24 protein-coding genes and 3 pseudogenes are annotated in these 26,325 nt (G+C 61.4%); 10 read left to right on the top strand and 17 right to left on the bottom strand.

The genetic code is table 11. From position 1 onward, the window contains the following. Nucleotides 1-34 precede the first annotated feature (34 nt). On the top strand, nucleotides 35-463 hold the full coding sequence (locus tag NKI72_RS17620) for a putative toxin-antitoxin system toxin component, PIN family (RefSeq protein WP_352850381.1): 429 nt from the start codon (nucleotides 35-37) through the stop codon (nucleotides 461-463). Further along, nucleotides 460-711 (top strand): hypothetical protein, encoded by a 252-nt coding sequence (locus NKI72_RS17615; protein ID WP_023722511.1) that lies wholly within the window; start codon nucleotides 460-462, stop codon nucleotides 709-711. Before NKI72_RS17620 ends, NKI72_RS17615 begins: the two co-directional genes overlap by 4 nt. Here NKI72_RS17615 and NKI72_RS35460 read toward each other — a convergent pair. From NKI72_RS35460 to NKI72_RS17595, 5 genes are all read right to left on the bottom strand, one after another. After that, on the bottom strand, nucleotides 609-1,094 hold the full coding sequence (locus NKI72_RS35460; protein WP_502908957.1) for a Y4oE-related protein: 486 nt from the start codon (nucleotides 1,092-1,094) through the stop codon (nucleotides 609-611). The genes NKI72_RS17615 and NKI72_RS35460 overlap by 103 nt on opposite strands. A gap of 956 nt (nucleotides 1,095-2,050) precedes the next feature. Next, complete coding sequence (locus tag NKI72_RS17610; protein ID WP_352850379.1) at nucleotides 2,051-3,136, bottom strand: MBL fold metallo-hydrolase; 1,086 nt, start codon at nucleotides 3,134-3,136, stop codon at nucleotides 2,051-2,053. Further along, nucleotides 3,124-3,675, bottom strand: coding sequence for a hypothetical protein (locus NKI72_RS17605; RefSeq protein WP_352850377.1), 552 nt, complete (start codon nucleotides 3,673-3,675; stop codon nucleotides 3,124-3,126). Before NKI72_RS17605 ends, NKI72_RS17610 begins: the two co-directional genes overlap by 13 nt. A 38-nt stretch (nucleotides 3,676-3,713) precedes the next feature. Then, nucleotides 3,714-4,163 (bottom strand): (2Fe-2S)-binding protein, encoded by a 450-nt coding sequence (locus tag NKI72_RS17600; protein ID WP_352542524.1) that lies wholly within the window; start codon nucleotides 4,161-4,163, stop codon nucleotides 3,714-3,716. A 13-nt stretch (nucleotides 4,164-4,176) separates the two neighbouring features. After that, nucleotides 4,177-6,366 carry a xanthine dehydrogenase family protein molybdopterin-binding subunit gene (locus NKI72_RS17595; protein ID WP_352850375.1) on the bottom strand — a complete coding sequence of 730 codons (2,190 nt, stop codon included), beginning with the start codon at nucleotides 6,364-6,366 and terminating at the stop codon, nucleotides 4,177-4,179. A gap of 223 nt (nucleotides 6,367-6,589) precedes the next feature. On the opposite strand from NKI72_RS17595, the gene NKI72_RS17590 reads away from it, so the two are divergent. From NKI72_RS17590 to NKI72_RS17570, 5 genes are all read left to right on the top strand, one after another. Further along, nucleotides 6,590-7,471, top strand: a complete 882-nt coding sequence (locus tag NKI72_RS17590) for a LysR family transcriptional regulator (RefSeq protein WP_352850373.1) — start codon at nucleotides 6,590-6,592, stop codon at nucleotides 7,469-7,471. Between the two features lie 671 nt (nucleotides 7,472-8,142). Next, a complete protein-coding gene (locus NKI72_RS17585) occupies nucleotides 8,143-9,462 on the top strand; it encodes a DUF2130 domain-containing protein (protein WP_352850371.1) in 1,320 nt (439 codons plus the stop codon). A gap of 187 nt (nucleotides 9,463-9,649) precedes the next feature. Then, nucleotides 9,650-9,997, top strand: coding sequence for an ArsR/SmtB family transcription factor (locus tag NKI72_RS17580; protein WP_352473191.1), 348 nt, complete (start codon nucleotides 9,650-9,652; stop codon nucleotides 9,995-9,997). Between the two features lies 1 nt (nucleotide 9,998). Beyond that, nucleotides 9,999-10,505 carry an SRPBCC domain-containing protein gene (locus NKI72_RS17575; protein ID WP_352850370.1) on the top strand — a complete coding sequence of 169 codons (507 nt, stop codon included), beginning with the start codon at nucleotides 9,999-10,001 and terminating at the stop codon, nucleotides 10,503-10,505. Nucleotides 10,506-10,511: 6 nt separating this feature from the next. Beyond that, nucleotides 10,512-10,964, top strand: a complete 453-nt coding sequence (locus tag NKI72_RS17570; protein WP_352473188.1) for an MAPEG family protein — start codon at nucleotides 10,512-10,514, stop codon at nucleotides 10,962-10,964. Between the two features lie 852 nt (nucleotides 10,965-11,816). On the opposite strand, the gene NKI72_RS17565 is transcribed toward NKI72_RS17570, so the two are convergent. The 7 genes from NKI72_RS17565 to NKI72_RS17535 form a co-directional block, all read right to left on the bottom strand. Beyond that, entirely contained in the window at nucleotides 11,817-12,695 is an 879-nt protein-coding gene (locus tag NKI72_RS17565) for an SMP-30/gluconolactonase/LRE family protein (RefSeq protein ID WP_352473187.1), read from the bottom strand. 35 nt (nucleotides 12,696-12,730) lie between these two features. After that, entirely contained in the window at nucleotides 12,731-13,693 is a 963-nt protein-coding gene (kce, locus tag NKI72_RS17560) for a 3,5-dioxohexanoate:acetyl-CoA acetone transferase (protein ID WP_352686489.1), read from the bottom strand. Next, a complete protein-coding gene (locus tag NKI72_RS17555) occupies nucleotides 13,690-14,637 on the bottom strand; it encodes a 3-hydroxyacyl-CoA dehydrogenase (protein ID WP_352473185.1) in 948 nt (315 codons plus the stop codon). Before NKI72_RS17555 ends, kce begins: the two co-directional genes overlap by 4 nt. Before the next feature lie 10 nt (nucleotides 14,638-14,647). Then, on the bottom strand, nucleotides 14,648-15,454 hold the full coding sequence (locus NKI72_RS17550) for an SDR family oxidoreductase (protein ID WP_352473183.1): 807 nt from the start codon (nucleotides 15,452-15,454) through the stop codon (nucleotides 14,648-14,650). 12 nt (nucleotides 15,455-15,466) lie between these two features. After that, nucleotides 15,467-17,539, bottom strand: a complete 2,073-nt coding sequence (locus tag NKI72_RS17545; RefSeq protein ID WP_352850369.1) for an ABC transporter permease — start codon at nucleotides 17,537-17,539, stop codon at nucleotides 15,467-15,469. After that, a complete protein-coding gene (locus NKI72_RS17540) occupies nucleotides 17,536-19,074 on the bottom strand; it encodes a sugar ABC transporter ATP-binding protein (RefSeq protein WP_352850368.1) in 1,539 nt (512 codons plus the stop codon). The genes NKI72_RS17545 and NKI72_RS17540 overlap by 4 nt, the downstream gene beginning before the upstream one ends. A 71-nt stretch (nucleotides 19,075-19,145) precedes the next feature. Beyond that, nucleotides 19,146-20,273: a sugar ABC transporter substrate-binding protein gene (locus tag NKI72_RS17535; RefSeq protein ID WP_352473178.1), complete on the bottom strand. Its 1,128-nt coding sequence runs from the start codon at nucleotides 20,271-20,273 to the stop codon at nucleotides 19,146-19,148. Nucleotides 20,274-20,503: 230 nt separating this feature from the next. Between NKI72_RS17535 and NKI72_RS17530 the strand changes: the two genes are divergently transcribed. After that, nucleotides 20,504-21,184, top strand: a complete 681-nt coding sequence (locus NKI72_RS17530; RefSeq protein WP_352473177.1) for a GntR family transcriptional regulator — start codon at nucleotides 20,504-20,506, stop codon at nucleotides 21,182-21,184. A gap of 41 nt (nucleotides 21,185-21,225) precedes the next feature. Here the strand turns inward: NKI72_RS17530 and NKI72_RS17525 are convergent, their stop codons facing one another. From NKI72_RS17525 to NKI72_RS17515, 3 genes and pseudogenes are all read right to left on the bottom strand, one after another. After that, on the bottom strand, nucleotides 21,226-21,507 hold the full coding sequence (locus NKI72_RS17525) for a hypothetical protein (RefSeq protein WP_352850366.1): 282 nt from the start codon (nucleotides 21,505-21,507) through the stop codon (nucleotides 21,226-21,228). Nucleotides 21,508-21,636: 129 nt separating this feature from the next. Next, nucleotides 21,637-22,299 carry a nucleotidyltransferase domain-containing protein gene (locus NKI72_RS17520; RefSeq protein ID WP_352473174.1) on the bottom strand — a complete coding sequence of 221 codons (663 nt, stop codon included), beginning with the start codon at nucleotides 22,297-22,299 and terminating at the stop codon, nucleotides 21,637-21,639. A 214-nt stretch (nucleotides 22,300-22,513) separates the two neighbouring features. Further along, nucleotides 22,514-23,094 (bottom strand): annotated as a pseudogene (locus NKI72_RS17515) (transposase); the annotation flags it as partial. 460 nt (nucleotides 23,095-23,554) lie between these two features. On the opposite strand from NKI72_RS17515, the gene NKI72_RS17510 reads away from it, so the two are divergent. Both NKI72_RS17510 and NKI72_RS17505 read left to right on the top strand, forming a co-directional pair. After that, on the top strand, nucleotides 23,555-23,836 hold the full coding sequence (locus NKI72_RS17510; RefSeq protein ID WP_352473173.1) for a hypothetical protein: 282 nt from the start codon (nucleotides 23,555-23,557) through the stop codon (nucleotides 23,834-23,836). A 191-nt stretch (nucleotides 23,837-24,027) separates the two neighbouring features. Continuing rightward, nucleotides 24,028-24,185: pseudogene (locus NKI72_RS17505) on the top strand (ferritin-like domain-containing protein); the annotation flags it as partial. A gap of 200 nt (nucleotides 24,186-24,385) precedes the next feature. Here the strand turns inward: NKI72_RS17505 and NKI72_RS17500 are convergent. Together NKI72_RS17500 and NKI72_RS17495 are read right to left on the bottom strand one after the other, a co-directional pair. After that, nucleotides 24,386-25,906 (bottom strand): FAD-dependent oxidoreductase, encoded by a 1,521-nt coding sequence (locus tag NKI72_RS17500; protein WP_352850364.1) that lies wholly within the window; start codon nucleotides 25,904-25,906, stop codon nucleotides 24,386-24,388. Nucleotides 25,907-26,055: 149 nt separating this feature from the next. After that, nucleotides 26,056-26,325: pseudogene (locus NKI72_RS17495) on the bottom strand (IS3 family transposase); the annotation flags it as partial.

Below are 26,325 nucleotides of genomic sequence, written 5' to 3'. Positions count from 1 at the left end.
TTGCAATATCGCACGCGATATCCAATATGTCTGCATGAGACTGCTTCTCGATACGGCGACCATGGTGGCTGGGATCCGAAGTGATGCTGGCGCCTCGCGCCAACTGTTGGTGGCGGCTTTGGAGCGCCGGCTGACGCTCATCGCTTCGGTGACGTTGATGATCGAGTACCAGGCGGTCATGACAAGGCCCGAGCACCTTGAGGCTTCCGGCCTGTCGGCCGAGGATGTGAACGCGTTGCTAGATGCCGTGGCGGCCGTCGCCGAGCCGGTTCGCCTTCTCTTCCTCTGGCGACCCGCCGTGCGCGACCCGGACGACGACATGGTGCTGGAAGCTGCGGCAAACGGACGGGCGGATGCTATAGTGACGTTCAACCTGCGCGACTTCGGCAAAGTGGCCGAGCGCTTCGGTATCTTGGTCCTGTCGCCGGGCGAGGCGCTGAGACGATTGGAGAGAAAGACATGAGGAGAAGCAATTTCGCACTGCGGCTTCAGCTCTCGCTTCTGGATGAGGCGCGCAAGGTGGCGGAGAGCGAAGGCGTGCCGCTCAACCAGTTCATTAACGTGGCAGTCGCTGAGAAGCTTTCGGCGCTGCGCACGGAAAGTTACTTTCAGGAACGCGCCGCCCGTGCCGACCTTCCCAAGGCGCTGCACATCCTGAAACGGGCGGGCAAAGGGAAGGCGCCGATCAAGGGCGACGAATTGCCGGAGTAATGTACCCCGAGGGGTAGAGCGGTACGGCTCGTACCGGAGTTTCGCCTGCGTCCAAAGCGGCCGCCGGGCCGAAGACTGCCGGTCAAGGCTGGCGCAGCACGCGCCACAGCGATGCGGCTCTGGCCTTGACGGGCTGACTTCGGTCCGGCGTTCTCTCGACAAGCAGGCAGTTCCCTCGTCGAACATGATTTCCCTGTCGGGAAAAGCCTGGACGAACCTTCTCCGACGCTGCTCCCACTTCGGCAAAGATAGGCGAATACCCGAAACCAGAACCGGTACTCCCGTATCCGCCCGTTGCAATACGCCGACATGGCGCACCAGGCGATTGCGGTTGCGGCTGTCTTTCCCCACAGGACTGTCGCTGCCGCTGCAGCTTCAGGCACGGTCCGTTCTGCACGGCGGCATCGCGGTTGAAGGCATCCAACAGATTGGGATCGCTCACCGCCCGATGGTGAGATGCCGCAAGAGTGCTCTGCGCTGGCAATTCCATGGCGGTTAAAGGGTGACGTGAGGCAGACGCTTCGCTGCAAGCTGAGGGGTTCTCGGCTGAAGCCGGAAGTTGGGTTGGGCGGGATCTTAATATCGCGCCTCCATTTTTCAGCCGCGGAAACAGCAGCCAGCCCGCCGCCTCAGGATCTTAGGACGCTGCTCGCCGTGAAAAGAACTGTTCCGGTATGTTCTGCCGGGCGATGCGCACCAGATCGCTAAGCGCCGAGCGGATTTGCGGCCAGGGGAACTCGGAGCATTCCTCCCAGGCCTTACCCTCGTGCAACACGGCCTCAAGCTTGCCCGCCACGCCGGCGACAGTCGTGGCAGGCGTCGTTGAGAACGCTTCCAGCAGATCCTTCGCCCGGTCGCCAGCCTCGCACTCGGCCTTGAGCGCGGCGGTGTCCGCTCCAAGCGGCCGACATCCTTTGCCCGCAGCTCAAGCGCCGGCAAATCTCCGCCGCCAGCCTCGCGCCGAAAGACTGTGTGAGATATCCGGGCTAGATATGCGCCACATTGATGCACGCCTGCCTTGGGTGACTCCGAAGGCTGTGACAATCCACTTTGGTCTGCTACGTCGGTCCAGCATAGCTGCAGAAACGACTTCATGTCCAAGTTCACGCAGCTTGCGCGCGAAAGGCGTGATCTCACAGCCTCCATGCCAGCCGCCCGCCACGATAACAACGTTCGCCATCCGTCAACTCCTCGTCAATGCCCTGCCGTGGGGCACGTCAAGCCCTGCCGCCGTGCAATTGCGAAGGCTTTTGCTGTGGATAGGTTCTGACGTTCGACCATTGCCAATACCTGCTCAGGTTCGCAGGCCGTGAAGGTTGAATCCACAAACAGTATTGCGTTACAGCCCGGAGATATCCGGCTTGCCCTGGACGACGAATGTTTCGAGCATCGCCCAGCAATTGTCGCGCAGGTAGGTTTCGGTCCCGGCGAGCCTGTCGCGCCATTTCGTTAGCAGCCCATCATGCATCTGGGAGACCAGGGCCTGCTCATAGCCCTGATGAAGGTCCCAGGCTGTTTTGCCACTGCGCCCTGGCGGATGCTGCTTCAGGAAGGCGGGAAAGGACAGGCTCGCGTAGGCCTGTTCCGCCGCCTCGACGAGGTCCTTCACCAGTTCGACCTGGGTCTCGACATCCGCGCGGTTTCCAGGACGACTGACGTGGCCGGCGACCAGCGTCTCGAAGTCGTAGGCAAGAACAGTGCGGTGTGCTTCGACGAAGCCGGGAATATCGACGGCGACGCCGAGATTCTTATAGGGCATCCAGCCGGGATAAACGACGTCGATGAACATCAGGGTCTTCTGGCGTGGCGCGAAGATGAAGATGTTGTCGATCGAATGGTTGATGCCCTTGTAGGCCAGTTCGAGGCGTTGGTTTCCCTGCTCAAGGGTATAGGTCGTTTCGAAGGTTACAGTTGGAGCCGGGCGCCGCTGGTCCTTCCGCGATGAGAGCAGTTCGGCTGTCCGGGCGTGGGCGACGATCGTAACGTCCTTTGCAAACAGATGCGCGCCGGCGATATGGTCGACATGTTCGTGGCTGTAGACCAGATGCGTCACCGGCTTGTCCGTGACGTCCGCGATAGCCCTAAAGTAGTTTTCCCCAAGGCTGGGTGGCGCATCGCAAGCGATCACCCCGGTCGAAGAGACAAGAAACATGGTGCTGTAGGCACCATCTGTAACCCAATAAAGCCCATCGCTAATCTGCTGGACAAGGTAGCCTTTGCCAGGGTCGACCACAGGTCCCGCACCAGGCGTCGTAGTCGTGCTGCTGGCCGCAAGGGCGGGATGAATGCCGCACCCGCACAACCCGGCCCGGGCGGCTGTCGCACCGGCCACATATTGCAGAAAGTGGCGGCGACCTCGGTCGGCGGCGCCTTTGTTCAGTGTGTTGCGATCCGGCAGATCCTCAGGCTTGGCTATTTCGGACACTCGGCTCCGCTCCTCATCCAGATTTCGGCATCCATCACGAATTCATCATAGGGGATCGGCGGGGTCGTTCGTGCTTGCCCGGTCCGATCGGTACCTGGTGACCAGGCCCATCTCACAAGCGCCGATCTGAGATGGTTGATGACCTGATCGCCAGTGCGGTTTCCGTTGTGCCGCGGGTCTTTCAAATGTTCGCAGAGCTCATTTGTCGAAAGGCCGTCCAAGCCCATGCTGAGTGGCGCGAGGCGCCAGTTCTCGTCGGCGCCGGGGACGCCGCTGGCCGCATTGTTCGATTTTCCATGACATGATGAACATGGCAGGCCCGCCGCACCATGATCCGCGGGTCCACGCGCCACACGAAACAGATGTCGATGCCGGTCGTCGCCCTGGCGCGGATAGTCAGTCAATGTGTGGCAATTCTGGCAACGCGGGCTTGTCATGACGCGGGCGACCGTCGCGAAGGCGTCGGCTGAGGCCGTACTGCTGCCGTTCGTTTGCGACCACAGCGGCTGCACGAACGCCGAGACGGCGGCAATCGTCACGCCGACGAGCGCTCCCAGCGCAAGCCGATGGCCAGTCATCACGCATCACCCGCAGCGCGATGCACCGCGGCGCGGATGCGGGCATAGGTGCCGCAGCGGCACAGATTGGTGATTGCCGCATCGATGTCTTCATCCGTCGGATGCGGCTTGTCGTTGATCAGCGCGGCGGCGGCCATGATCATGCCGGACTGGCAATAGCCGCATTGGGGAACCTGCTCTGCGATCCAGGCCTGCTGCAAGGGATGCGAGCGGTTATCCGAAAGTCCCTCGATCGTCGTGACATGTTTGTCCTCAGCTTCACCGAGCGAAAAGGAACAGGAGCGCACGGGCTGGCCATCGACATGCACTGTACAGGCGCCGCAGGCAGCGATGCCGCAACCGAATTTAGTGCCCGTCAGGCCGAGGTGATCGCGCAATGCCCAAAGCAGCGGCATGTCAGGCTCGGCGTCGACCGTGACCGCGCGACCATTGACGGAAAATCGTGTCATTGCGTTGCTCCCGTCAGATCCGCTGGTAGCCGCTGCGCGAAATCGGCAGGGCTCGGATGCGCTCGCCTGTCGCGGCGAACACGGCGTTGCAGAAAGCGGCGTGCGTCGGCACGGGACCAATCTCCCCGACGCCTGTCGGCTTGGCGCCGCTCTCGACGAACCGAGTCATGATGACAGGCGTCTCGGACACGTGCAGCGGGTCAAACTGATCGAAATTCGTCTGCTCGATCTCGCCGTCTGCGAAGGTTACCTCGGTGCGCAGGCCTGAAAGTCCCCAGACCACGCCGCCCTCGATGTTGGATTTGGCAATGCCTGGGTCGAGGGTCTGGCCGATATCGACGGCGCTCCAGACATGGTGACACTTGATGGTCTTGTCCTTGACGGAGAGTTCGACGACTTGCGCGATATAGCCGCCGAATGCTTTGGCGAGCGCCAGACCGCGGAATCGCCCCGCCGGTAATGCAGCCTGCCAGCCGCACAGCGCGCCGACAGCGTTCAGCACCGCGACCGCGCGGGGATCGGAAGCGGCAAGTCTCAGCCGATACGAAAGCGGGTCGGCATTGGCGCGGTGCGCCAACTCGTCGATGACGCTTTCCAGGACGAAATTGTTCGGTCCGTGGCCGGTCGTGCGCCAGACGGAAACCGAGAGCGGCGTGTCGACGCGATGTTGTTCGACCGCATAGTTCGCAATGGCGTAAGGCGTCTCAGTCAGGCCCTCGACGGCCATGCCATCGTATGCCGCCGGCGGCATGATCGGCCGCGCCCAGTCGCCCTGTGCCTTGATGACACCGCGCGGGAATATGTAGAGCATGTGGGACGGCGAGACGACACGATGCGTCATCGCCGCCGGCAACCCGTCATTGCCGAGAGACGCCTTCACCGCATGGACCATTGGCGGCCGGTAGGCGTCGTAGCGGAAATCCTCTTCCCGACTCCAGATAACCTTGACCGGGCGGCCGGCGGCCTTTGCAACCAGGATCGTGATCTTCGCGAAATCCGCGAGCAGCCGCCGCCCAAAGCCGCCGCCCAGCAACGTTCTGTGGATGATGATCTGGTCGTCGGCGAGACCCAGCATCTGCTTGGCGACAGCGTGGGTGATCTCGACGCCCTGTGTCGGGATCCACAACTCGCACCGATCGTCCGTCACATGGGCCGTGCAGTTCATCGGCTCCATCGTCGCGTGCGCCTGCACCGGGATTTCGAAGATAGCCTCCAGCGGGCTGTCGGCAGCCGCCAGAACGGCAGAAGCGTCGCCCGCTTTGACTTTCGTGTCGAACGACGCGGATTTCAGCAGCGCGCTATATTCGGCCCTTTGGCCACTGGTTGAATATCCGGCGAGTGGACCCGGCTTGAATGTAAGCTCTGCGCCATCGAGAGCCCGCTTCGCCGTCCAGTAGTCATTGGCAACGACAGCGAGGCCGGACGGAATTTCGACGACGGCAAGCACACCGCGCTCAGCCTTGATCGCCGTTGGGTCGAAGGCCGCCAGCGATCCCCCTTGCGAAGGAGCGCGGCGGATGGCGGCCACCGCCATGCCGGGCACCTTCACGTCGATGCCGAAAATCGCCGAGCCATCGACTTTCGAGGGTATGTCGACGCGTGGCTGCGGCTTGCCGATCAGTTCCAAGCTGCTTGTCGGCCTGAGATGAGGATCCTTTGGGATATCGAGCCTTGCCGCGTCAGCGGCAACCGAACCAAAACTCACCACCCGGTCAGTCGGATCATGATGGATGCGGCCCTGGTCGACGCGAAGGCTCGCAGCGGCAACCCCCAGACGCGTCGCGGCCGCGCCGACGAGCATCTCGCGTGCGGCGGCGCCAACGGTGCGCATGATCGGGAAGAAGGTCGAGATCGATTCGCTGTTGCCGGTGAACATCCATTGATATTGCGGGTGCCGGTATACGGGATCGAAATCGGCCCATTCAAGCGCGACGCGCGACCAGTCGGCGCCGAGTTCGTCGGCGAGCACCAAAGGAAGGGTGGTTTGGATGCCCTGTCCCATTTCCGACTGGGAGAGCATGATCGTCACCATGTCGTCTGGATCGATGCGCAGCCAGGCATTGATGAATTTGTCGGGGAGTGAAGATGCGGCCCGCGCTTTGACGGTGACCTGCGCCGACAGGAGCAGAGCGCCGGTCGCGACCAGCAATTGCCTTCGATCCAGCGATCCGACCTTGGTCGGTGCGCCCAGTGGACTATCCATCAAGTTCAGCGATCCCTTCTTGCGACCGGCCACTGCCACGACCGAACCTCTCGCCTTCGATCATAGGATGAGTCATTATTCGTTCAACTGAAATCGCTGGATAGGTGATATGAACAATTCGGATATCATGGCCGAACAGGATGGCTGGTGCAGCAAGTAGGAGATGCAGTTGACTAGCAAAGCCAACACCGATCAGCAGAAACTGCGCCGGCTCGACTTCACCATGCTGACGATCTTTCGCGATCTCGTTCGATTGCAAAAGACAACGCTTGTTGCGGCTACGCTGGGTGTCAGCCAGTCTGCCGTCAGCCATGCGCTGGCTCGGCTACGGGAACTCTTCGACGATCCCCTGTTCGTCAGGCGCCCGAACGGTCTGGAACCGACACAGCGTGCCTCACAGCTTCTCCCACAAGTCGAAGTCATTCTTCGACTTGCCCAGGATGCACTCAAGGTTCCCACGCACTTCGACCCCGAAACATCCACGCGCTCGTTCCGGCTCGCCGGCAACGACCTTGTCGGCGCCGTGATTGCCCCGCCGCTGATAAGGACGTTGCGTGCCGAGGCACCTGGATGCCGGGTGGCGTTTCAATTCGCTGTCGGAACCGAAAGCCTGAACGCCCTGCGCACCAACGAAATGGAGATGGCGATCGGGCGCGTCTGGGATCTGCCCGACGAGTTCCGGGCCGTGCCAGTCTTCGAAGAAGACTTCGTCGTTGTTGTCAGGAAAGACCATCCGGTCGCTCACCACGCGGCGATGTCGCTCGAAGAATACCTATCGCTCGATCACATCCTCGTCTCATTCAGGGGTGGATTTCATGGGATGGTCGATCAGGCTCTGAAGAAGCGCCGGCTTCGGCGCCGGGTTGTCGCCAGCGTCCCGATGTTCATGACGGCCATGGGCGTTGTGGCGAGCGGCGATCTCTCTTCAACGGTCCCGGCCCGGCTCGCCGCCAAATACGCCGATCAGTTCGGGCTTGCGGTCCTTGAAACGCCACTCGCCATTGATCCGTTTACGTTCAGCCTCGTGCGGCATGCACGATCGACGTCGGACGTTGGCCTGGATTGGTTGTCGGCAAGGATAATCGAGAGCGCCTGCCCGCCCTGACCCAAAAAGGAATAAGAAGAAACCATGGCCTTGTTCGGGATTTGACGCACACCGGACTCTTGGTCACGCTGGACCGATGACAAGGGGCGTGCTGCTGGACCTCGCAGGCGTCAACCATGGTGGTAAGACCGCTATACCAGGCGAGGTCGACGCCGTCGCGCAGTTGCGGCAGTCCGGTTTGGCCGACGTATAGTAAGCAATGCCACGCGCTCTGTTGGTTTGTCTACGCTATTATAGCCGTGCAGTACGAAACTACAACAACTTGAACATGTTAGTGGCAGCGCAATCGTACAAAGACCGGCATTGGGAAACAACAGTAAAGGTCGCCTGACAAACTCCTAATTTGTAGGTCACAGGTTCGATTCCTGTGGGATCACCACTCAGTCACAGCAAATATGGCCCAAGCTAAATTAGAGCAAGGCTAGGCGATTCCGTTACCGGCCATCCTGGTCGGTGACCCACGAGCTTTCAAAGCAGCCATCAGCATAGGCCCGACCGAAAACTCCCGGGCCCTCGCCTTCTCAGTCAGCACGCGCAGATACATCGCCGATCACATGGACTTCATGGAGCCGCAGAAAACTGGTTCACTTTTTGTTCTTTTCCGAAAACGCGTGGCGAGATATATAGTCTGGCGTGTCCTTTAACTGATTCCTCAGGGAGGCAGCGCGCAGATGACCGTCCAGCCCATCAATACCATGCTGCAGGGGGACAGGATTCTCAATGAACCGATAATCAGCTGCCCAAGCTGCAAGACGGAAATCAAGCTCAATGAGTCGCTCGCGGCCCCTTTGATTGCCGCCACGCGTGAAGAATACGAAATGCGCCTGGCGCAGAGCAAGGCATCGATGGCTGCCAGAGAAGAGGAGCTCAAGCGCCAGCAGGCCGAGATCGTCGCCGCCAAACAGGACATCGCCAACCAGGTGGCTGGGCAAATCAAGCTTGAGCGTGCCGGAATCGCGGTCGAGGAAGCCCGCAAGGCAAAATTGCTGCTTTCGGTAGACCTGGAGGACAAGGATAAGAAGCTTGCCGAGCTGGAGGCGACGTTGAAGGCGCGCGACGAAAAGCTCACCGAGGCCCAGCAGCAACAGGCGGAATTCCTGAAAAAGCAGCGTGCGCTTGACGACGAAAGCCGGGAGATGGCGCTGACCATCGAAAGGAAGATCCAGGAGGGGCTGGACGCCGTTCGCGTCAAGGCGAGGTCGGAAGCGGAAGACGGGCTCAAAATGAAGGTCGCGGAAAAGGAAGAACAGATCGCAGGCATGCAGCGTCAGATTGAGGAGCTGAAGCGCCGTGCGGAACAGGGTTCCCAGCAGCTGCAGGGTGAAGTTCTGGAGCTTCAGCTGGAAGCCCTCATTGCCAGCCGGTTCCCGATGGACGTCATTGAACCGGTTGCCAAGGGTGAGTTCGGCGGAGATGTCCTGCACCGCGTCGTCGGACCGGCCGGCCAGCCATGCGGCGCCATTTTGTGGGAATCGAAACGCACCAAGAAATGGAGCCAGGGTTGGTTGGGGAAGCTCAGGGCTGATCAGCGGGCCGCAAAGGCGGACATTGCGCTTATGATCTCGGAAGCTCTGCCTGCCGGTGTGGAAACCTTCGATCTTCTGGACGGGGTCTATGTCGCCCATCCCAAATGCGCGATGCCGATCGCAATCATGCTGCGACAATCACTCATCGAGCTGGCGAACTCCCGCCTCGCCCAGGACGGCCAAGCCACCAAAATGGAGCAGGTCTATGGCTATCTGACCGGTCCGCGGTTCCGCCATCGCGTCGAGGCCATCGTCGAAAAGTTCTCTGATATGCAGGAGGACCTGGCCAAGGAACGCAAGGCCACAACACGCCTGTGGGCCAAGCGGGAGGCTCAAATACAAGGCGTAATCGAGTCGACCGCGGGGATGTACGGCGACTTGCAAGGCATCGCTGGAAAGGTGATGCAAGAAATTGACGGCTTGGAGGTCCTGGCCATTGAAACATCTCCGCCCGGTGCCGAATAGGCAATCGGTATGCAGCTCAACAGGAAAACGATTGGCAATCTGGAGCGGCTTCCCCAGACATACCCATCGGACTCCTCGGATAGGGTAAGCAAAAGAAGCCCGCCCACCCGAGGCAATCGTCGTGCCTAGCCGACGGCCTCTTATCTAAGGTCTTGACTCGTTAATCGCCATATGGCTATATAGTCATATGGCAATATATGGACCCACCGGCGACCGTCTGAGCAAGGCATTCTCGGCCCTCTCCGATCCCACGCGACGCGCGATCCTGGCCCGCCTTGCGACGGGCGAAGCCACGGTGTCGGAACTGCTGGCACCATTCGAACTCAGTCAACCCACGATCTCCAAGCATCTCAAGGTGCTGGAGGATGCGGGTTTCATCGAACGCGGACGTGATGCGCAGCGGCGACCGCGCAAGCTGGTGACAACGGCTCTCAAGGATATTGCCGACTGGGTAGAGCCGTTTCGCAGCCAATGGGAAGACAGGCTCGACAATCTGGATCGCCACCTCGAAAAAATGGGCAAAAAGGAGAAGTAGCATGCTGGCAGGGATCGCGAACACCGACCTGATACTCGACCGGGACAAGCACACGATCATTCTGACGCGCGTGCTTGCTGCGCCCTGTGAACAGGTCTTCGAGGCATGGACGCAGCCGGAGCATGTGGCATGCTGGTGGGATCCATCAGGCGAACCGCTCGCACAATGCGAGATCGACCTGCGTCCGGGAGGGGCCTTCAGGTTCGTCAACCGGCATCTCCCTGGCGCCAACCAGTTCGCTGGCGTCTATCGCGAGATCGCACCGCCGCGTCATCTCGTCTTCGAAGCAATGGGGGCGATCGGGCGTGTCATTCTCGACGAGACTGGCGGCAAGACGTTTCTGACGGTGAGGATCGAGTGCGGCTCGGCGGAACGGTTGGAGCAATATCTGAAAATGGGCATCGACACCGGAACGGCCAAGACATTGGACAACCTTGCCGCACATATTGGCGCGATGGCACAACGGACATCCAGCTCTCCGTCAACTGCTCCGAGCAGCGGCGAGTAACATTAGATGCAACAATCAATCTGGACAGCGGCAGATGCGGCTCTGGTGGCGTATGCCATCACCTGCGTCGTTCTATGCCTTAATCTTCTGATGCTCTGGGCTTCCAGCGGGGCGATCCGCGCGAAGGGTGGCGTGGCAATCAATCCGGAGGATGGGGCTCGCTATGGTGTACCCGTGTCAGAAATTGACCCGCCAACTGTCGCGCGGCTCCTGCGCGCACACCGCAATGCCGAGGCCACGATCTATCCATTTCTGCTGCTGGGCCTGCTCTTTGTTTTCACGGGAGGAAAGGCAGCAATTGCAATTCCCATTTTCGCAATTTTTGTAGTCGCCAGGATCGTACATTCGATAGTCTATCTGAAGGCCATGCAGCCTTGGCGCACGATCGCTTTTGCAGTCTCCCTGCTCGCAATCGTTGTCCTGATGGGCGCCGTAGTCCATGATTTGCTCTTTGCCTGAGGTAGAACCGTATGTCAGTACCGAAAGCTCCAATCCTGTCGTTCACGGACGTCGTCGCCATCGAGGCCTGCGTGTCGACTAGCGAAAGACTGACGAGGACGTCTGTTTGGGGTCGAACTTGCCTATTGGGAGAGCGGACATTCGCGGACCGCCACACTGCTATAGTCAATGCTATGGATCGACTCCAGCACCTGGTGCACGCGCGGCGGCCGTGATGATTTTGTCGGGATCGTCGGTCCAGACGAAGGGCTATGACTGCAGCTTGTGGTCGATGACGAAGCGGTTGATAGCGGAAACCAACCTGCCCTCAACACAGGACTGGTGATAGCCGGCGCACCGCCTGTCGTGCTGCCGCCATCGGTGCTCTTCGTTTTCTGAAGCGCTTTTTCGTGGACTCAATCGCAAGAGCATCGTCAGGGCGACCTGCGGTTTTCCACTATTATGATCGGCTCGTGCCCGAATTTTCTATCAACGTCGCCGCGACTCGAGTATTAGGTTCCGCTTATGGAGCGTCGACACGCCATCCGAAGGATCAGGGACGGACTTTGGGAAGTCTATGACATAGACAATGAAAAGGTTGTCTTGGTGGACAGCGTAGCTCTGACCAATTTGCGGGACGAAGAGGCACTCGATGCTAATGGGTGGATTTCTTGTTGCGAGCAGGTTTCCAACGCTCGGTTGATGGTTTCTCCAGGGACACGTTCGCGCGCACGTCAGGCGAAGGCACCTCAAGCCTCTCATTGTGGGTTCCATCAGAACCGCAGGGCACGAGCTTCCAGCGCCAGTTGCCCTGCGGCGGGACGTTGGGGTGGCACCAAGCAGGCAGGAAGGACATCGCCATTACGCACCGATTTACGCGGCAAATCTTGGCTCGGGAACTCCCGTTACGCCGAGGCCGGTGATGGCAAAAAGGCTGCCGCGTAAAACTCCGTCGCCCGGAAAGCGCGGCAGCGGCGGCTTGGCCATCGAAGTGACGTACAGGGTGTCGAGCCTCGGCCCGCCGAACATGACGCTGGTGATCTTCTTGACGGGCATGTCGATGATGCGATCAACGCTGCCGTCGGGCGCGTAGCGGACCAGCCTGCCATCATAGACCAGCGCGTTCCACAGGAATCCTTCCGCATCGACAGTTGAGCCGTCAGCCGCCCCTCCCCGGCTGGTATCGACACGCGTGAAAGTGCGCCGGTTGGTGGCGGCACCGGTTGCGATGTCGTAGTCGTAGGCCCAGATCTCGCCGGTCCAGGTGTCGGCGAAATAAAAGGTGCGGTCGTCCGGGCTCCAGCACGGACCGTTCGAGCAGATGATGCCAGAATCTATTCTGGTAACGGAGAAATCCGAATCGAGCCGGTAGAGCCCGCCGGAGGGTCCCTCTTCCATCGTGTCCATTGAGCCGGCGAAGAAGCGGCCGCGCCGGTCGACCTTGCCGTCATTGAGCCGGTTCATCGGCCTGTCCGGCTCCGGATCGTGAATCGGCGTCACCTCGCCGGTGGCGAAATCAAGCAGATGGAAACCGCGCTGCAGCGATACCACAGCGCCGCCGCCGTCCTTGCGCAATGCCATCGAACCGATCTTCATCGGCACGTCCCAGCAACGGATCTCACTACCGTCGGCGGTTGCCCGAAACACACGCCCGTCGAAACTGTCGATCCAGTAGAGGCGCTCCTGTTCAACGTCCCACAGCGGTCCCTCGCCCAGCGTGGTCTTCACGTCCACCACGACTTCGATCTTCATGCCGTCCTCCTCTGTTCGAACCTTGCAGAAACCGGTCAAAACGCGACCTGATCGCCGCCCTTCAATGACAGGATTTCGCGGGCCTCGTCGGGCGTTGCCACTTCCATGCCGAGGCCTTCGACGATCTTGCGGGCAAGCACCACCTGCTCGGCATTCGACTTGGCAAGCCTGCCCCTACCGGCCCAAAGACTGTCTTCGAGCCCAACGCGAATGTTGCCGCCAAGCGCTGCCGATTGTGCCGCGATGCGCAACTGGCTGGCGCCCGCACCCAGCACCGACCAGCGGAACTGGTCGCCGAACAGGCGATCGGCGGTGCGCTTCATATGGGCGACGTCTTCCGGGTGCGTGCCGATGCCGCCGAGCAGGCCGAACACCGACTGCACGAAGAACGGCGGCTTCACCAGCCCGCGATCGGCGAAATGGGAGAGGTTATAGAGATGGGCGATGTCGTAGCACTCGAACTCGAAGCGGGTCCCATTGTCGTAGCAGGTTGCCAGTATGTATTCGATGTCCTTGAACGAGTTGCGGAAGACCAGATCACGCGTCGCTTCCAGATGCGGCTTTTCCCAATCGAACTTGAACGTCTCGTATTTGTCGGCGAGGTGATAGAGCCCGAAATTGATCGAGCCCATGTTGAGCGAGGCGACCTCCGGCTTGAACTGGGCGGCGGGGCGCACACGCTCCTCCACCTTCATGTAAGGACTGCCGCCGGTGGTGATGTTGATGGCGGCATTGGTGCCTTGCTTGACGCGCGGCAGGAAACGCGCGAACGCCTCTGGCGTCTGGTCGGGCTTGCCGGTCTCGGGGTCGCGGGCATGCAGATGCAGGATCGCCGCACCCGCCTCCGCCGCCGCGATCGCCTCGCGCGCGATCTGGTCCGGCGTGATCGGTAGATAAGGCGACATAGTCGGCGTGTGGATCGCCCCCGTCACCGCGCAGGTGATAATGACCTTGCCGCTGGGTTGCTGGGCGCCGGGCTTGCGGCTTGTTTGCGTCATTGTCCAAACTCCTGATCCGACTTTTTCTTGTGCGCCGCCAGCGCCATCAGCCGGCGGTCGCGCCAGACCTGCCGTTCGCCGAGTTCTTCCCGCGGCAGGCGCTTGCGGCGCTCGGCCTCGATCGTCTCCATGACCTCGCCGGCCCAGTCGACGCGGCGCAGCATCTGCGGGAAGATGTTGGAATAGATCGCCTGATAGCGCTCGACATAGTCGCGCACACCACCGGGTGCATTGAGGTCGATCGTCTCGAACGGACCCATGAACGACCAGCGCAGCGCCAGCCCGTCGCGCAGGCCAGTGTCGACGTCCTCGACGCTGGCATAGCCGTCGGCGACGAGCCGAAACGCCTCCTCCAACAGCGCGCCTTGCAAGCGGTTCATGATGAAGCCGTCGAGCTCGCGCTTCATCACCAGTGGCGCATGGCCCGCCTCGACAAGAAACGCGCGGGTCCTTTCCACCGTTTCGGCGGAGGTCCATGGCGCCGGCACCACCTCCGCTGCCGGGATGAGATAGGGCGGATTGATCGGGTGCACGACGAGGCAGCGATGGCGCCCCTCAAGATGATCGGTGAATCTCGACGGCAACAGCGCCGAGGTGGAACTGGCGATCACCGCCTGCGGACCGGAAAGTGCGTCGATGCGGGAGAACACGTCACGCTTCACCTCGAGGTTTTCCGGCGTGTTCTCCTGGACATGGACGGCATCGGCCAGGGCCTCGCCAAGCTCCTCCACAATGGTGATGCGGCCAAGCACGGTATCGACCGCCTGTCCCCGCAGCAGATCGTTGGCGGCAAGGTCGCCGAGCACCCCAGCGATATAGTCGCGCGCACCGCTGGCCGCGGCCGGTGCCTGGTCCCACATGCGCACATCATGGCCGGCACGAGCGAAGCTTATCGCCCACGCTCGCCCGATGAAGCCGCTTCCGACAATTGCTACCTTCGCCATGATCTCCCCCTCAGAGTGTCTCGACGTTGCCGTCGACGCCGAGCGACTGGCCGGAAATGTTGATGCCCGCATCGGAAAGCAGGAAGGCCACCATCGCCGCGACATCGTATGGGCTGGTCATGCGGCGCAGCGAGATGTTCTGCAGATAGCGTTGTGTCATCTCCTCGTTTGAAACGCCGAGCTGCTTTGCCCGGTCGGCAATGACCTTGTCGATGCGCGGTCCCTCTATGATGCCGGGCAAGATGGCGTTGACCCTGATCCCATGCGGTCCGAGTTCCTTGGCAAGGCTCTGGGTCAGGCCGACAACGCCGAACTTGGCAGCCGAGTACGGCGTGCGGAACGCGTAGCCATGGCGGCCGGCGGCCGAAGACATCGAGATGATCGAGCCGCCGCCCGCCGCCTTGATCAGCGGCACGGCACGGCGCGCGCACAGGAACTGGCCGGTCAGGCAGATATCTATGCAGCGCCGCCAGTCTGCCGGATCGATCTCATCGACCCCGCCGGTCGGCCCGGCAATGCCGGCATTGTTGATCAGGGCGTCGAGCCCGCCGAGCTTCTCCTTTACGGTCTCGAACAGCCGGTCGACATCGTCGTCGCGCGAAACGTCCGCTTTGACTGCGCCGGCGAGTGTGAGCCTCTCTGGAGCGGCGGCCAGCGCCTCGTCGGAAATGTCGCAGATCACGACACGCGCGCCGAGCCGCGACAGTGTCTCGGCAATGGCAAAGCCGATGCCGCCGGCGCCCGCCGTGACCAGCACGCGTTGGCCTTTGAGCCCGGTCAGGAATTCGTCCGCCGATACCGGTGCGCTGGAGCTCATTATTCCATCCTTTCATTGAATCCGCCTTTCGCGCAGCGCCATGACCGCAGCGAGCACCACCAACCCGAACAGGATCGCCCGCGTTGCATAAGGCAGCGTCGTGCCGGCGAGCAGCATCTGCAACGCCGTCAAAAGCAGCACGCCCCCCAGCATGCCGAGATAGTGGCCGCGCCCGCCGGTGATCAGCGCACCGCCGACGACGACTACGGCGATCGAGGGCAGCAGATAGTCGTCACCCATGCCGAGGCTGGCCTGGCCGGAAAAGCCGGTCAGCATGATGCCGACGAGCCCCGCGCAGACCGCCGACAGCACATAGACGAGGATGAGCGTGCGCCCGACCGCGATGCCGGAGAGCTGGGCCGCGCGCAGGCTGTTGCCGATGCCATAAACCCGGCGGCCGAAAGGGGTGCGGCCAAGCAGCAGCACAGCAAAGACGACGAAGGCGATCATGAACAGCACCACCGGCGTCACAACGAATACCTTCCCGGTCATGAACCAGCGCAGCATCGGCGAGGAGAAGCCGGCCGGCGTACCCTGCGAGTAAAGCAGCGCGACGCCTTGCAGAATGCCGTTGGTGGCCAGCGTCATCACGATCGGCGAAATGCCGAGGAAGACGATGCCGATGCCGTTGGCAAGACCGATCAGGCAAGCTGTGAGCAGCACCGCCGGCAGCGCATAGGCAAGTGCACCATCCGAGCCGTTGACCATGCCGGCAAGCAGGATGCCCGAGAGACCGATCGTCCACGGCACCGACAGGTCGAGCCCGCCGGTGAGGATTACGCTGCCTTGCCCAAGCGCCAGGACGGCGAGGAAGCTCGACAGCACGAAAAGCGAGTTCCAGTAGGTGACGTTGACGATGGCGCGTCCGAGCCAGATTTGGGTGATGATCACGACCACGGCCAGGCAGACATAGGCCGGCAGCGCATAACGCAGCGTCTCGGCGTTGCGTATATGGAAGGCCGGCTGCGGCGCCTGCTGATCGTCGGTGCTGCCACGCGCGATCCTCAGCCGCCGGTCGGTGCGATCGATCTGCGAGGGCAGCATTCCGGCGCGCCATGCGGCCAATCGCGCCCGCAGCGCACGCAGTTGGCGGGCGAGCACGGAGCCATGCGACAGCGAGCCGGCAAGCACGGCAAGGATCAGGATCGTGCCCTCGGCGATCGTCGAATAATAGGCCGAGACGTTGAGTACGAGCAGGATGTTGACGACCATCATCAGGATGTAGGCGCCGAAGACGGTGCCAACCGGCCCGCCTTGACCGCCGCCCAGCCTTGTACCGCCGACGACGACCGCCGCGAACATCGACAGCAACAACGGGTTACCGACGAGCGGATCGCCGCTGCCCGTCTGTGCGCTGATGAAGACGCCGGCGAGCCCGTAGCAGCCGCCGGCTATGACATAGATCAGGAAGCGCACGAGAACGACGCGCACGCCGACCGAAGCGGCCGCGTCCGGATCGCTGCCGACGGCATAAAGCGCCGTCCCGAAGCGTGTGCCTTTGAGCCAGAACCAGGCGAGCAGGACGACGCCGATGACCACCAGCGGCATCGGTATCCAACCGGCGATAGCATCACCGAGATAGAAGGCGCCAAGATCGGGCGAGACGAAGCCGCCCGGCTTGTCCATGACCAGCAGCGTTACTCCCTGCAGGATGAACATGGTCGACAGCGTGACGACGATAGGCTGCATGCGCAGGACGGCAATGAAGAAGCCGTTGAAGGCGCCGACCAGCATGCCGACCCCAATTCCGGCCAAGGTCCACAGCGCGACACTGGTGCCGGTCGCCATCGGATCCATACCTTTTGCCAGGACGACATTGACCAGCGAGATCACCGCGCCGGCGGACAGATCGAAACCGCCGGACAGGATGACCACCGTCTGGCCGATCGCCGCCAGCGCCGAGGTGGCGCCGCCGCTGGAGAGAAACGAAATGTCGAAATAGGTGAGCCGCCCGGCACTGACCAGATCGACGATAAGCAGGAGCACCGCAAAGACGATCGCCGCGATGATCGCGCCGCTGTGCCGCGCGAGAAGCCGCGTCAATGTCGCGGCCGGTGCCGCGGCGGGCAAACTCGTCACGCTCATTCCGCCGCCTCCCGGACCAACTCGCCTTGCCCCAGCGCCGGTCGCATGATCGCGCCTTCCGTGATGTGGTTGCCGGCAAGCTCCGCCACCAGGCGACCGTCATAGAGGACGAGCACTCGGTCGCATTGATGGACCAGCTCGGGAATTTCGGTTGAATGCAGAAGGATCGAGCCGCCGGCCGCCACATAGTCGCGCATCATCACATAGAGCTCGTGCTTGGTGCCGACGTCGATGCCGCGGGTTGGGTCGAAGAGCAGCAGGATGCGGCTCTCGGCGACCAGCCATTTGGCGATGGCGATCTTCTGCTGGTTACCGCCCGAAAACGCCCCCGCCCTCGTCCACATGGCGCGGTGGTCGACCTCGACCGCCGAGAAGGCGGACTGGACGGCCTGCGCCTCCTCGTGCCTGCTGATCAGGCCAAATCGGGTAAAACGCGCGACGACCGGCAGCGATACGTTTTGCCGGCCCGAGAGCTTCAGGAACAGGCCTTCGGTCTTGCGGTCCTCCGGCACCAGCCCGATCGCCATGTTGGGCTTGAGCGCATCGGCGGGCGAGCCCAGCCACACTTCGCGCCCGTCGACCAGGATATGGCCGCGCTCGATCTCGGCCATGCCGAAGCAGGCGAGGAACAGGTCGAGCTGGCCCATGCCCTGAAGCCCGGCAATGCCGAGAATCTCGCCCTTGCGGAGGTCGAAACCGACGCCGTCGAGCTTCATGCCGGCCTTGAGATCGCGTACGCCGAGCACCGGCGGACCGAAGACCGCCTCGCTTTCGGGTTTTGGCGGAAAGGTCTGGGCGATGCTGCGACCGATGATCTTTTCGATCACTTCTCCATCCGGGACGTCGGCCACCGGCGCCGTCACGATATGACGGCCGTTTCTGAGAATGGTCAGCGTGTCGCAGAAGGCCCGCACCTCTCGCATGCGGTGGGTGATGAACACGACCGTCGTGCCGGCGGCCTTAAGTCGCGCGATGATGCCGCCCAGCCATTCGACATCGCCGCCCGACAGCGTCGAGGTCGGTTCGTCGAGCAGGAGGATGCGCGGCTTGCGATAGAGCGCGCGCGCGATTTCGATCTTCTGGCGGACGGCGAGATCGAGGGTCGCGACCTCGGCATCAAGATCGACCGAAAAGCCGAGATCTGAAATGTGCTGGCGCACCGCCCTGCGCGCGCTCGCCCGCCTGATCAGGCCGCTCGGGCCGACAGGCGCGTAGGGCAGCAGCATGTTGTCGAGAACGCTGAGATCGCGCACCAGCGTCATTTCCTGGAAGGCTGTCTGCACGCCTTTGGCGTGCGCGGCGCGCGGCGAACCGAGTGGCGCCGGTTCACCAAGAACGGTGATTTGCCCTTCGTCGGGCCGCACCAGTCCCGACAGCAGCTTGACGAGCGTCGACTTGCCGGCACCGTTTTCGCCGAGCAGCGCGTGCACGCTGCCCGAAACGATCTCAAAGGAGACGCCATCGAGGGCGACCGTGGCACCAAACGCCTTGCGGACGCCCTCTATGCCGACAGCTGTCGATTGCGCTGACATCATGATCCCAGTCCCGGCCTGCACGGGGTGCGTGGGAGTGCCTCCAAAGCACCCCACGCCCCATTCGGAGAGCCTTACTCCTCGGGCTGCCCGACAAGGGCGGCCGCGAGACCGATTTCAGGTGTCTGGTCGGAGAAGATCGAGGCGAACCAGCCGGGGTTGGAGACCAGCGACGGTTTGAAGGCGTTACAGCCAGCCTTCATCTCCGCCCAGGTGCCTTCGTCACAAAGCTTTATCGTGTCGTTGGTGACGACCGGCAGCGGCAGGATCGTCTTCTTGGCAACCTCCTTGCCGTCAAGCGCCTCGACCGCAAGCTTGAGGGCGAGCGCGCCGGAATAGGGCGGCGATGCATAGGAGATACGCGGCGCGCCGAGCGGCGCATAGGGAGAGGCTGCGCCCTCGACCTCCGTGCCCTCCGGCAGCATCTGGATGCGCCCGCCATTGGAGCCCTCGCCGGCGCAAGGCAGCAATTCGCTGCTCTTCTTGCCGGCCTCGAGCTGCATGGAATTGGCGGTGAAGCAGCCGACCTGCATCCACAGCCCATTTATGTCATCCCAGCTGCGCGTCGCCAATATCTTGGAAAGTTCGGTACGGGCCACCGCCTGGCTCCACATACCGACAGCCTCGCCCACGATCTTGATGTCGGGATGCTTGGCAAACACCTCCTTTGCGGCCTTGGTGCGCAGATCGTCGACCGAGGTGCCGGGAACGCCGGTCACTGCGATGATGTTGCCCTTGCCATTGAGCTTCTTGACCAGCCACTCCGCCGTCACGCGGCCAGCCTCTTCCTGATCGATATGGACGTTGTAGGCGCAGGGCTCTGTGATCTCGGCATCATAGGCAAACACCTTTACCCCCTTGTCGCAGGCGTTCTTCACCACCTGGTTGAGCGCTGTCGGCGAGATCGGGAAGATCACGATGGCTTCGGCACCTGCCTGCACCATCGCGTTGATCTGCTGGATCTGGCGCTGTGCGTTCGGCCCGGCCACCTGAACCTGGAGGTCGACCTTGTCGGCCATGCTCTTGTGCGACGCCATCGCCTTGACCATGTTGGCGGCCTCGGCCTGCCAGTCATTGCCGATGAAGCTCATGCTGAGAAATATTTTGTGCTTTCCGGCCGCCTCGGCCGCCGACATCCCGAAGGCGCAAACAGCCATGCCGGCAAGCAGCGCGAGCCGCCGGGCTTTCGATCCGATACCCATTCGAAACTCCTCCCAGTTCAGACGACCAAATGCCTCCCAAGGGCACGAAACGTGCTCCTTGTCATTCGATGCAGCTGACCGTATCATGATTTGATCAAAGATCAATGATGAAATGCTAGTGGGTAAAAGCCGGATACGCCGGCGCTTGACGCGGCAATCCGAACCTTGCATTCCGGGCACAGGCGCCGGGTAGGACAAGAGCGTCGCCGTATGGGGAAAGGTAGGCACAGATGGCTGGGGCGGCATTCAGGAAGCCGGGCGTCGAGATTACGCCGCTGTCCAGGGAAACCCTGCAGGACAGGGTTTACCGGCACGTCACCGAGTTGATCCTCGACGGCAGTATCGTTCCAGGTGAAATGGTGACGGTGCAGAGCCTTGCCGACGCTTTCGGCGTCAGCCCCATGCCGGTTCGCGAGGCCCTGCGGCGTCTGAGCGCCGCCAACGCATTGATGGTGGTTTCGGGCCGTTCGATCGGGATACCGGCATTAAGCCGCGCGCGACTCATCGATCTCAGGAACGTCAGGTTTGAGATCGAGGCGATCGCCGCCGCATGGGCGGCCGAGCGAATGGACGATCCCAGCGTGGCGCTGCTGCGCCAGCATCTGGACGCACTCGAACAGGCCAATGCCGCCGGCGACGTCAAATCCTACCTCAGGGCCAACTACGCCTTTCATTTCTCCATCTATCGAGCCGCGGGTTCGGAAAACATGCTCAACATCATCGAGAACCTGTGGCTGCAGATCAGTCCCTATTTCAACATGCTGCACGATTCTGGAAATTATTCGACCGCCAACCAGCACCATCAGCAGATGTTTGCAGCGCTGCGAGATCGCAACGCGGAAGCTGTCCGGGCCGCGGTTCGCGCTGACATCGACGCGGCTTTCACAGTGCTGATCAAACTGCTGAAGTAACATTCAGGTCGCCATAAGCGACATGCCGCCTCCATTGCTGATCAGACTTCCAGTTCTTTTTCCGCCCACTCCGCGAACTTTTCCAACTTGTCGAGCAAGCTCTCGGCTTCGGGTAGTGATTTTGCCCTGATTCCGTATTGAGCTTCGTCCTTCTCATGGAGAATGCTCCGCAACCGGCTGGCCTGCGCTGCAGGAAGGCGATTTCCAAGCGCATCGCGCATGGTTTTCACCACGGCCGCATTATCCGCGCGGTTGATCGTTCCTGCAAATCGGGCAGTGAGCGCATCGGCGTATGCTATTGCCGCATTCACGATCTGCGACATAGCCGGATTGCCGATGTCACCCGTTCAGACATTGCACCTCCAAACGGGCAGCCTTCAAATATGAGCGGGCGATGCGCAATCGCTCCTCGCCAAAGCCTGTCTCGACTACTTTCGTCGCACCTCTTCTGGTCATGCCAACGCCTTCTGGCGAGTTTTTGTTGCGAGTTCGTCCGGGCGTGGACCCAAGACGAGCAGGGCATTTGCTTCGACGCCGCCCCACCAAGGGTCTCCCGTGCTCGACAGCCTCGCCACATCCTGCGGAGTGACTCCCACCACCGAGGGATTGAAGCCAAGGTCTTCACCGTGGGTCACCAGTGCCTCACGGATCTCTTGGAGCGCGCTTTCTAGCTTTTCGGATGGCGTAACCACTGCGATGTCGAGATCGCTGTCTGGACGGTCCTCGCCCCTCGCCACGCTGCCGTAAATCCAGGCCGCGAGTACGTTCGGCCGAACTGCGGAGACCGCCTCAGTGACTACAGCGCGAATGTTGGAATACCTAAGCGCCTCCTGCTCAAAGAGGGCTTGCAGTGATGTCGCCAGTGGATGGCGATCATTCAACCGATAAAGACGAGCCCTGCCCGTTCCCTCTGAAGATACGATGCCAATCCCCTCCAAGGTTGCGAGAGCAGACCACACGCTTGCCCTCGCAAGCCCGCTACGAGCCGCAAGCAATGGTGAAGAAAGCAAGCCGCCGTGCCGGGATAATTCCCGGAGCAATCTCACGCTTGCGTCGGTGCCGAGCATAATGGTGAGTGGATAGCGCAAAGCGCTTTGAGCGGTCGAGCGTGCCATGGCGCAAGTTCCTTCTGCTCTGGAGCCATAGCACGTCGACTGCCGGATATCAAATCTGATGTTTGGTTTTCTAAACAGATGTCCTGTTATCTGAGCTTGGCGGCTGCTGCGCCGCTATCACGAATGTATCCGAAAGATGTTGATCGCCACGTTCATCCAGTCCATCGTAGGAGCAAGAGCAAGATGCCGCTCTATCTTATCCATTTCATTATCTTCTTTCTGCTTCAGTCCGTCCAATGCCCGGTCGGCGGCGAACGGCGAGCTTCTCCTCCCGATAGAGCCGGAACAGCTTCTTGTGGTTCACGACCAGGCCCTCCCGCCTCAGCATCACGAGAAGACGCCGGTAGCCGAACCGGCGACGCTGCTGCGCGATCGCCTTCATCCGCTCGCGAAGCTCGCGGTCGTCCGGCCCGCTGGTCTCGTAGCGAACCGTCATGCGGCAACAGCCGATGGCTTTACACGCCCGCCGTTCGCTCATCCCGAAGCCTTCCTTCAGGCAAGCGACAGCTTTCCGCTTGGCCGCGGGCGTCACCATTTCTTTCCCACAAGATCCTTCAACGCGGCATTGTCGAGCATGGCGTCGGCCAGAAGCCGCTTCAGCCGCGTGTTCTCGTCCTCCAGAGCCTTCAGTCGCCGAGCCTCGGAGACATCCATCCCGCCGAAGCGGGCCTTCCAGTTGTAAATCGAGGCGTCGCTGACCCCGTGCTTGCGGCACAGATCGGCAACCGATACCCCGGCCTCATGTTCCTTCAAAATTCCGATGATCTGCTCTTCAGAGAACTGGCTACGTTTCATGTCCTGGTCCTCTCGATGGGCCAGAACGAACTTCAAACCGGATTAGATCAGAGGGGCAAGGTCACGCTCCCAGTCAGATTGGCTGGGCTCACCGCTGCTCCTGGCGCAACCGCGGCCTCCAAAATGATCGCCAACAATGTCTGCGTTCAGGCAGTGGCAACAGTGCCTTCAATGGCTGACATGAGGCGCGAGGCGGACCTGCCCGATGTTTCATGCGCCGAATGCCCGAGATGCGAGCGCAGCCATTAACCATCGATTAACTATTCGGTCGCCTTTAATTCAATTTTGCAGCATACTGATTTGGGTAGCGTGGCTGCTCAAGGAGATTGGAACAAGAGAGGGTAATTCTCCTGTTCGCGCACCAGACTTTCACTCACGACATTCGAAATTGAAAAAGAAGCGACGGAACACCGTCGTGTCATGGGGAGGCGCCGCATCATGTTTGATGAGGAGCGCCAGAATGAAGATCGAAGACGCAGTTACCGCAGTGACGTCAGAAGCGAGCGCGCTCATGTCTTGCCTCGGCCAGCCCGTTGTCGCCTACCACGTCACGGAAATCATGAGAGAGACAGACCTGGCACACGCCCGCGAGATGCAGCTCGCGCTGGTGCGACGAACCATCGAGGCTCTTGTCGATGACGGCCTGGAAGGTGTCGCCGCCGAACATTTTGCATCCGAGTTCGATGGCAGCATCGGCTTGACCTGGAGACTTCTGCACGCATCCGACGGCGTGGCGCATTGATCAAGACCAGAGCGGTCTTGGTCAAGCTCTGGGAGGTGCGCCGGGCGAAGTCAATGAGGTCGTTGGGTGTCTGGAAAACGCGAACGATACGGACCCTTTCTTCGCCGGAATAATTGCGACTTGGGTGCCGTCGGAACTGAAAGCTGCGCGTGTAAGGCCCGGTCGGACGGTCACTTCGTCTGGCTGGCAAGGGCAGAGCCAATATCGTTCCATGGACCCCGGATGCGATCGCCTTCACGAGGACGCCCCAGGAAGTGCTTCGGATCGTTCTATCTCGACCGACAAGGCCGGCGTCAGCAAGGGCGCCTTCTACCCGAACGGGATGAACGAAGCGCTCAAAAGCACCTGACGTTTGCGATGGAGGAAAGGTGGAATTGAATGCAGAGTGATTGGCTGCACAGCGGATTCCAAAGCCGAGAAAGATTCGGGGATCGACCTACGAATTACCTGGCGATGGGGTCCATCGGGTGCCAGTGTCGAGCGGCTACCAAGCAGCATCTTCGCCTGAGCTGGCATTGCGGCATCTCGCCTCAACGGGAGTCGCCATAGCTATTCCACCTCAGCCAGGGGCGCTACGGCCGGTCCGTTCAAAGCCGTGCCATCGACGGCAAAATGCGAGCCGTGGCAGGGGCAGTCCCAGCAGCGTTCCAACGAATTCCAATGGACATGGCAACCGATATGGGTGCATGCGGCCGATCGCTTGTAGAGCGTGCCGTCCTCATCGCGAAAGGCAGCGACTTTGGTAAGCCCCTGGCGGACGATAGCCCCCTGTCCGGGCCGCAGCTTATCGGCGGCATCAATTTCACCAGGCGCGACATACTCGGCAAAACTCCTGATCGCTGTCGCATTCTCCGCCAAATAATCGCCGATCGCGCGTGCCGTCTTGCGAGAGGGTTCGTAAAGTTCCCGCCAGGGGCTTTCCCCCCTCAGGATCAGGTCGGAAATCAATTGGCCGGCCACAACCCCATGGGTGATGCCCTGACCGGAATCGCCGGTAGCAACGAAGACGTGCCCGTTGCCGGGATTACGGCCGATGAACCCGGCGTAATCGACGGTCTCCATTACCTGCCCGGACCATCGATTGGCTTCCGCGCCGATATCGGCCACCAACCCTTTGGTCCAGGCCGCCAGGGCAGCGAAGCGGTCGTCGGCGTCGTCGGCCTGCCCTGTCTTGTGATCCTCACCACCGACGATCAGAAAGTCGGTCTTGCCTTCGCCAGGCTGCAGACGGACGTAGTGATAGGGGTCCAGCGTGTCCCAATAGAGTGCATCCGGCAAAATGTCGCGCGCGATCTCGAATGCCATCGCGTAGGTCCGATACGGCGCCTGTTTGGTGTGGAGCGCCACCCGATCGTTGATCGGCGAGTTGGTGGCGACAACGGCCGATCTGGCAGACACGGCAAAGCCCGAGACCGTGCTTACGCGCACGCCGCCGTCAGTCTCCTCGACTTTGTCGACGATGGTATCCGCATAAAGCGCGCCGCCGCGCGCGCGGATGCCGGCAGCCAGCCCGCGGAGATATTTGAGCGGGTGGAATGTCGCCTGATTGAGGTAACGAAGGACGGGCGCGTCCGAAAACCCAGCAAGCGGCACGCCCACGGTTTTCTCGACGTCGACACCGATCTTCAGAGCGGCGTCCAGTTCGCGCTCGATGACGGATTCCTTCCTGCCCGACGCCGGAAACAGAAAGCCTTCGAGGCGGCGGAAATCACACGGCATGCCCTCCGCCTCCTGAATCGATCGGATACGGTCGATAGCGGCCGACTGGCTTTGGTAGTAGATCCGCGCCAGTTCCTCGCCACGCAATTTGATCAGTTCCGAAAAGTAGTCGTCGCAGATCGATGACAGATGCGCGGTGGTGCGGGCCGTCATGCCGCTTCCGATCCGGCCGCGATCGAGCACTGCCACCTTTTGCCCGGCGATGGCCAGTTCGAACGCGACCGACAGTCCGGCAATGCCAGATCCGACGACCACGACATCGACCTGTTCACTCCGCTCGAGCGGAACTGCATCAGGCGCTACTTCGGTTGCCGCCCAAAAGGATACAGTCCTTTCGTCGCTGACATTCATGGCGGAACTTTCCGAACGCGATAGCCGGTAAACGGCCGCGACGGTTCAAAGTTCCTCGATGGCTTTTTGAATGCCTGCAGGCTATCTGCGCCTCAACTTGGCGTTTTCCTTCTGGGTCATGTGGTCGGCGGTGACGTTGCCCCCAGTTTCTATCCAGTTTTGAGTTCGTTTCCGGCGTGGGTTGTGCCCTGCTGGGCGGGTGAAGCGACGGGCGCTGGCGCGGAGCCTTTGGCATCGCGCAGCGCGAGCGACCGTCGCAGATTGAAGGTGGTGGCGAACTCGGCCGGTGTCTGCCAGGCGATTTGGGAATGCGGCCGGGCGGTGTTGTACAACACGACGAGAGAACGCCCACGGGACCGAGGAACGCAAGTTTCTTTATCCATGGCATCCCTGGGCCGGGCGTTGTGTTCACGTTCATG

Origin of the sequence: Mesorhizobium sp. M0437, from assembly GCF_040321335.1 — a bacterium.
GTDB lineage: Bacteria > Pseudomonadota > Alphaproteobacteria > Rhizobiales > Rhizobiaceae > Mesorhizobium.
Note: the sequence above shows the minus strand (reverse complement) of the source record. Positions and strands in the feature narration are given on the sequence as shown.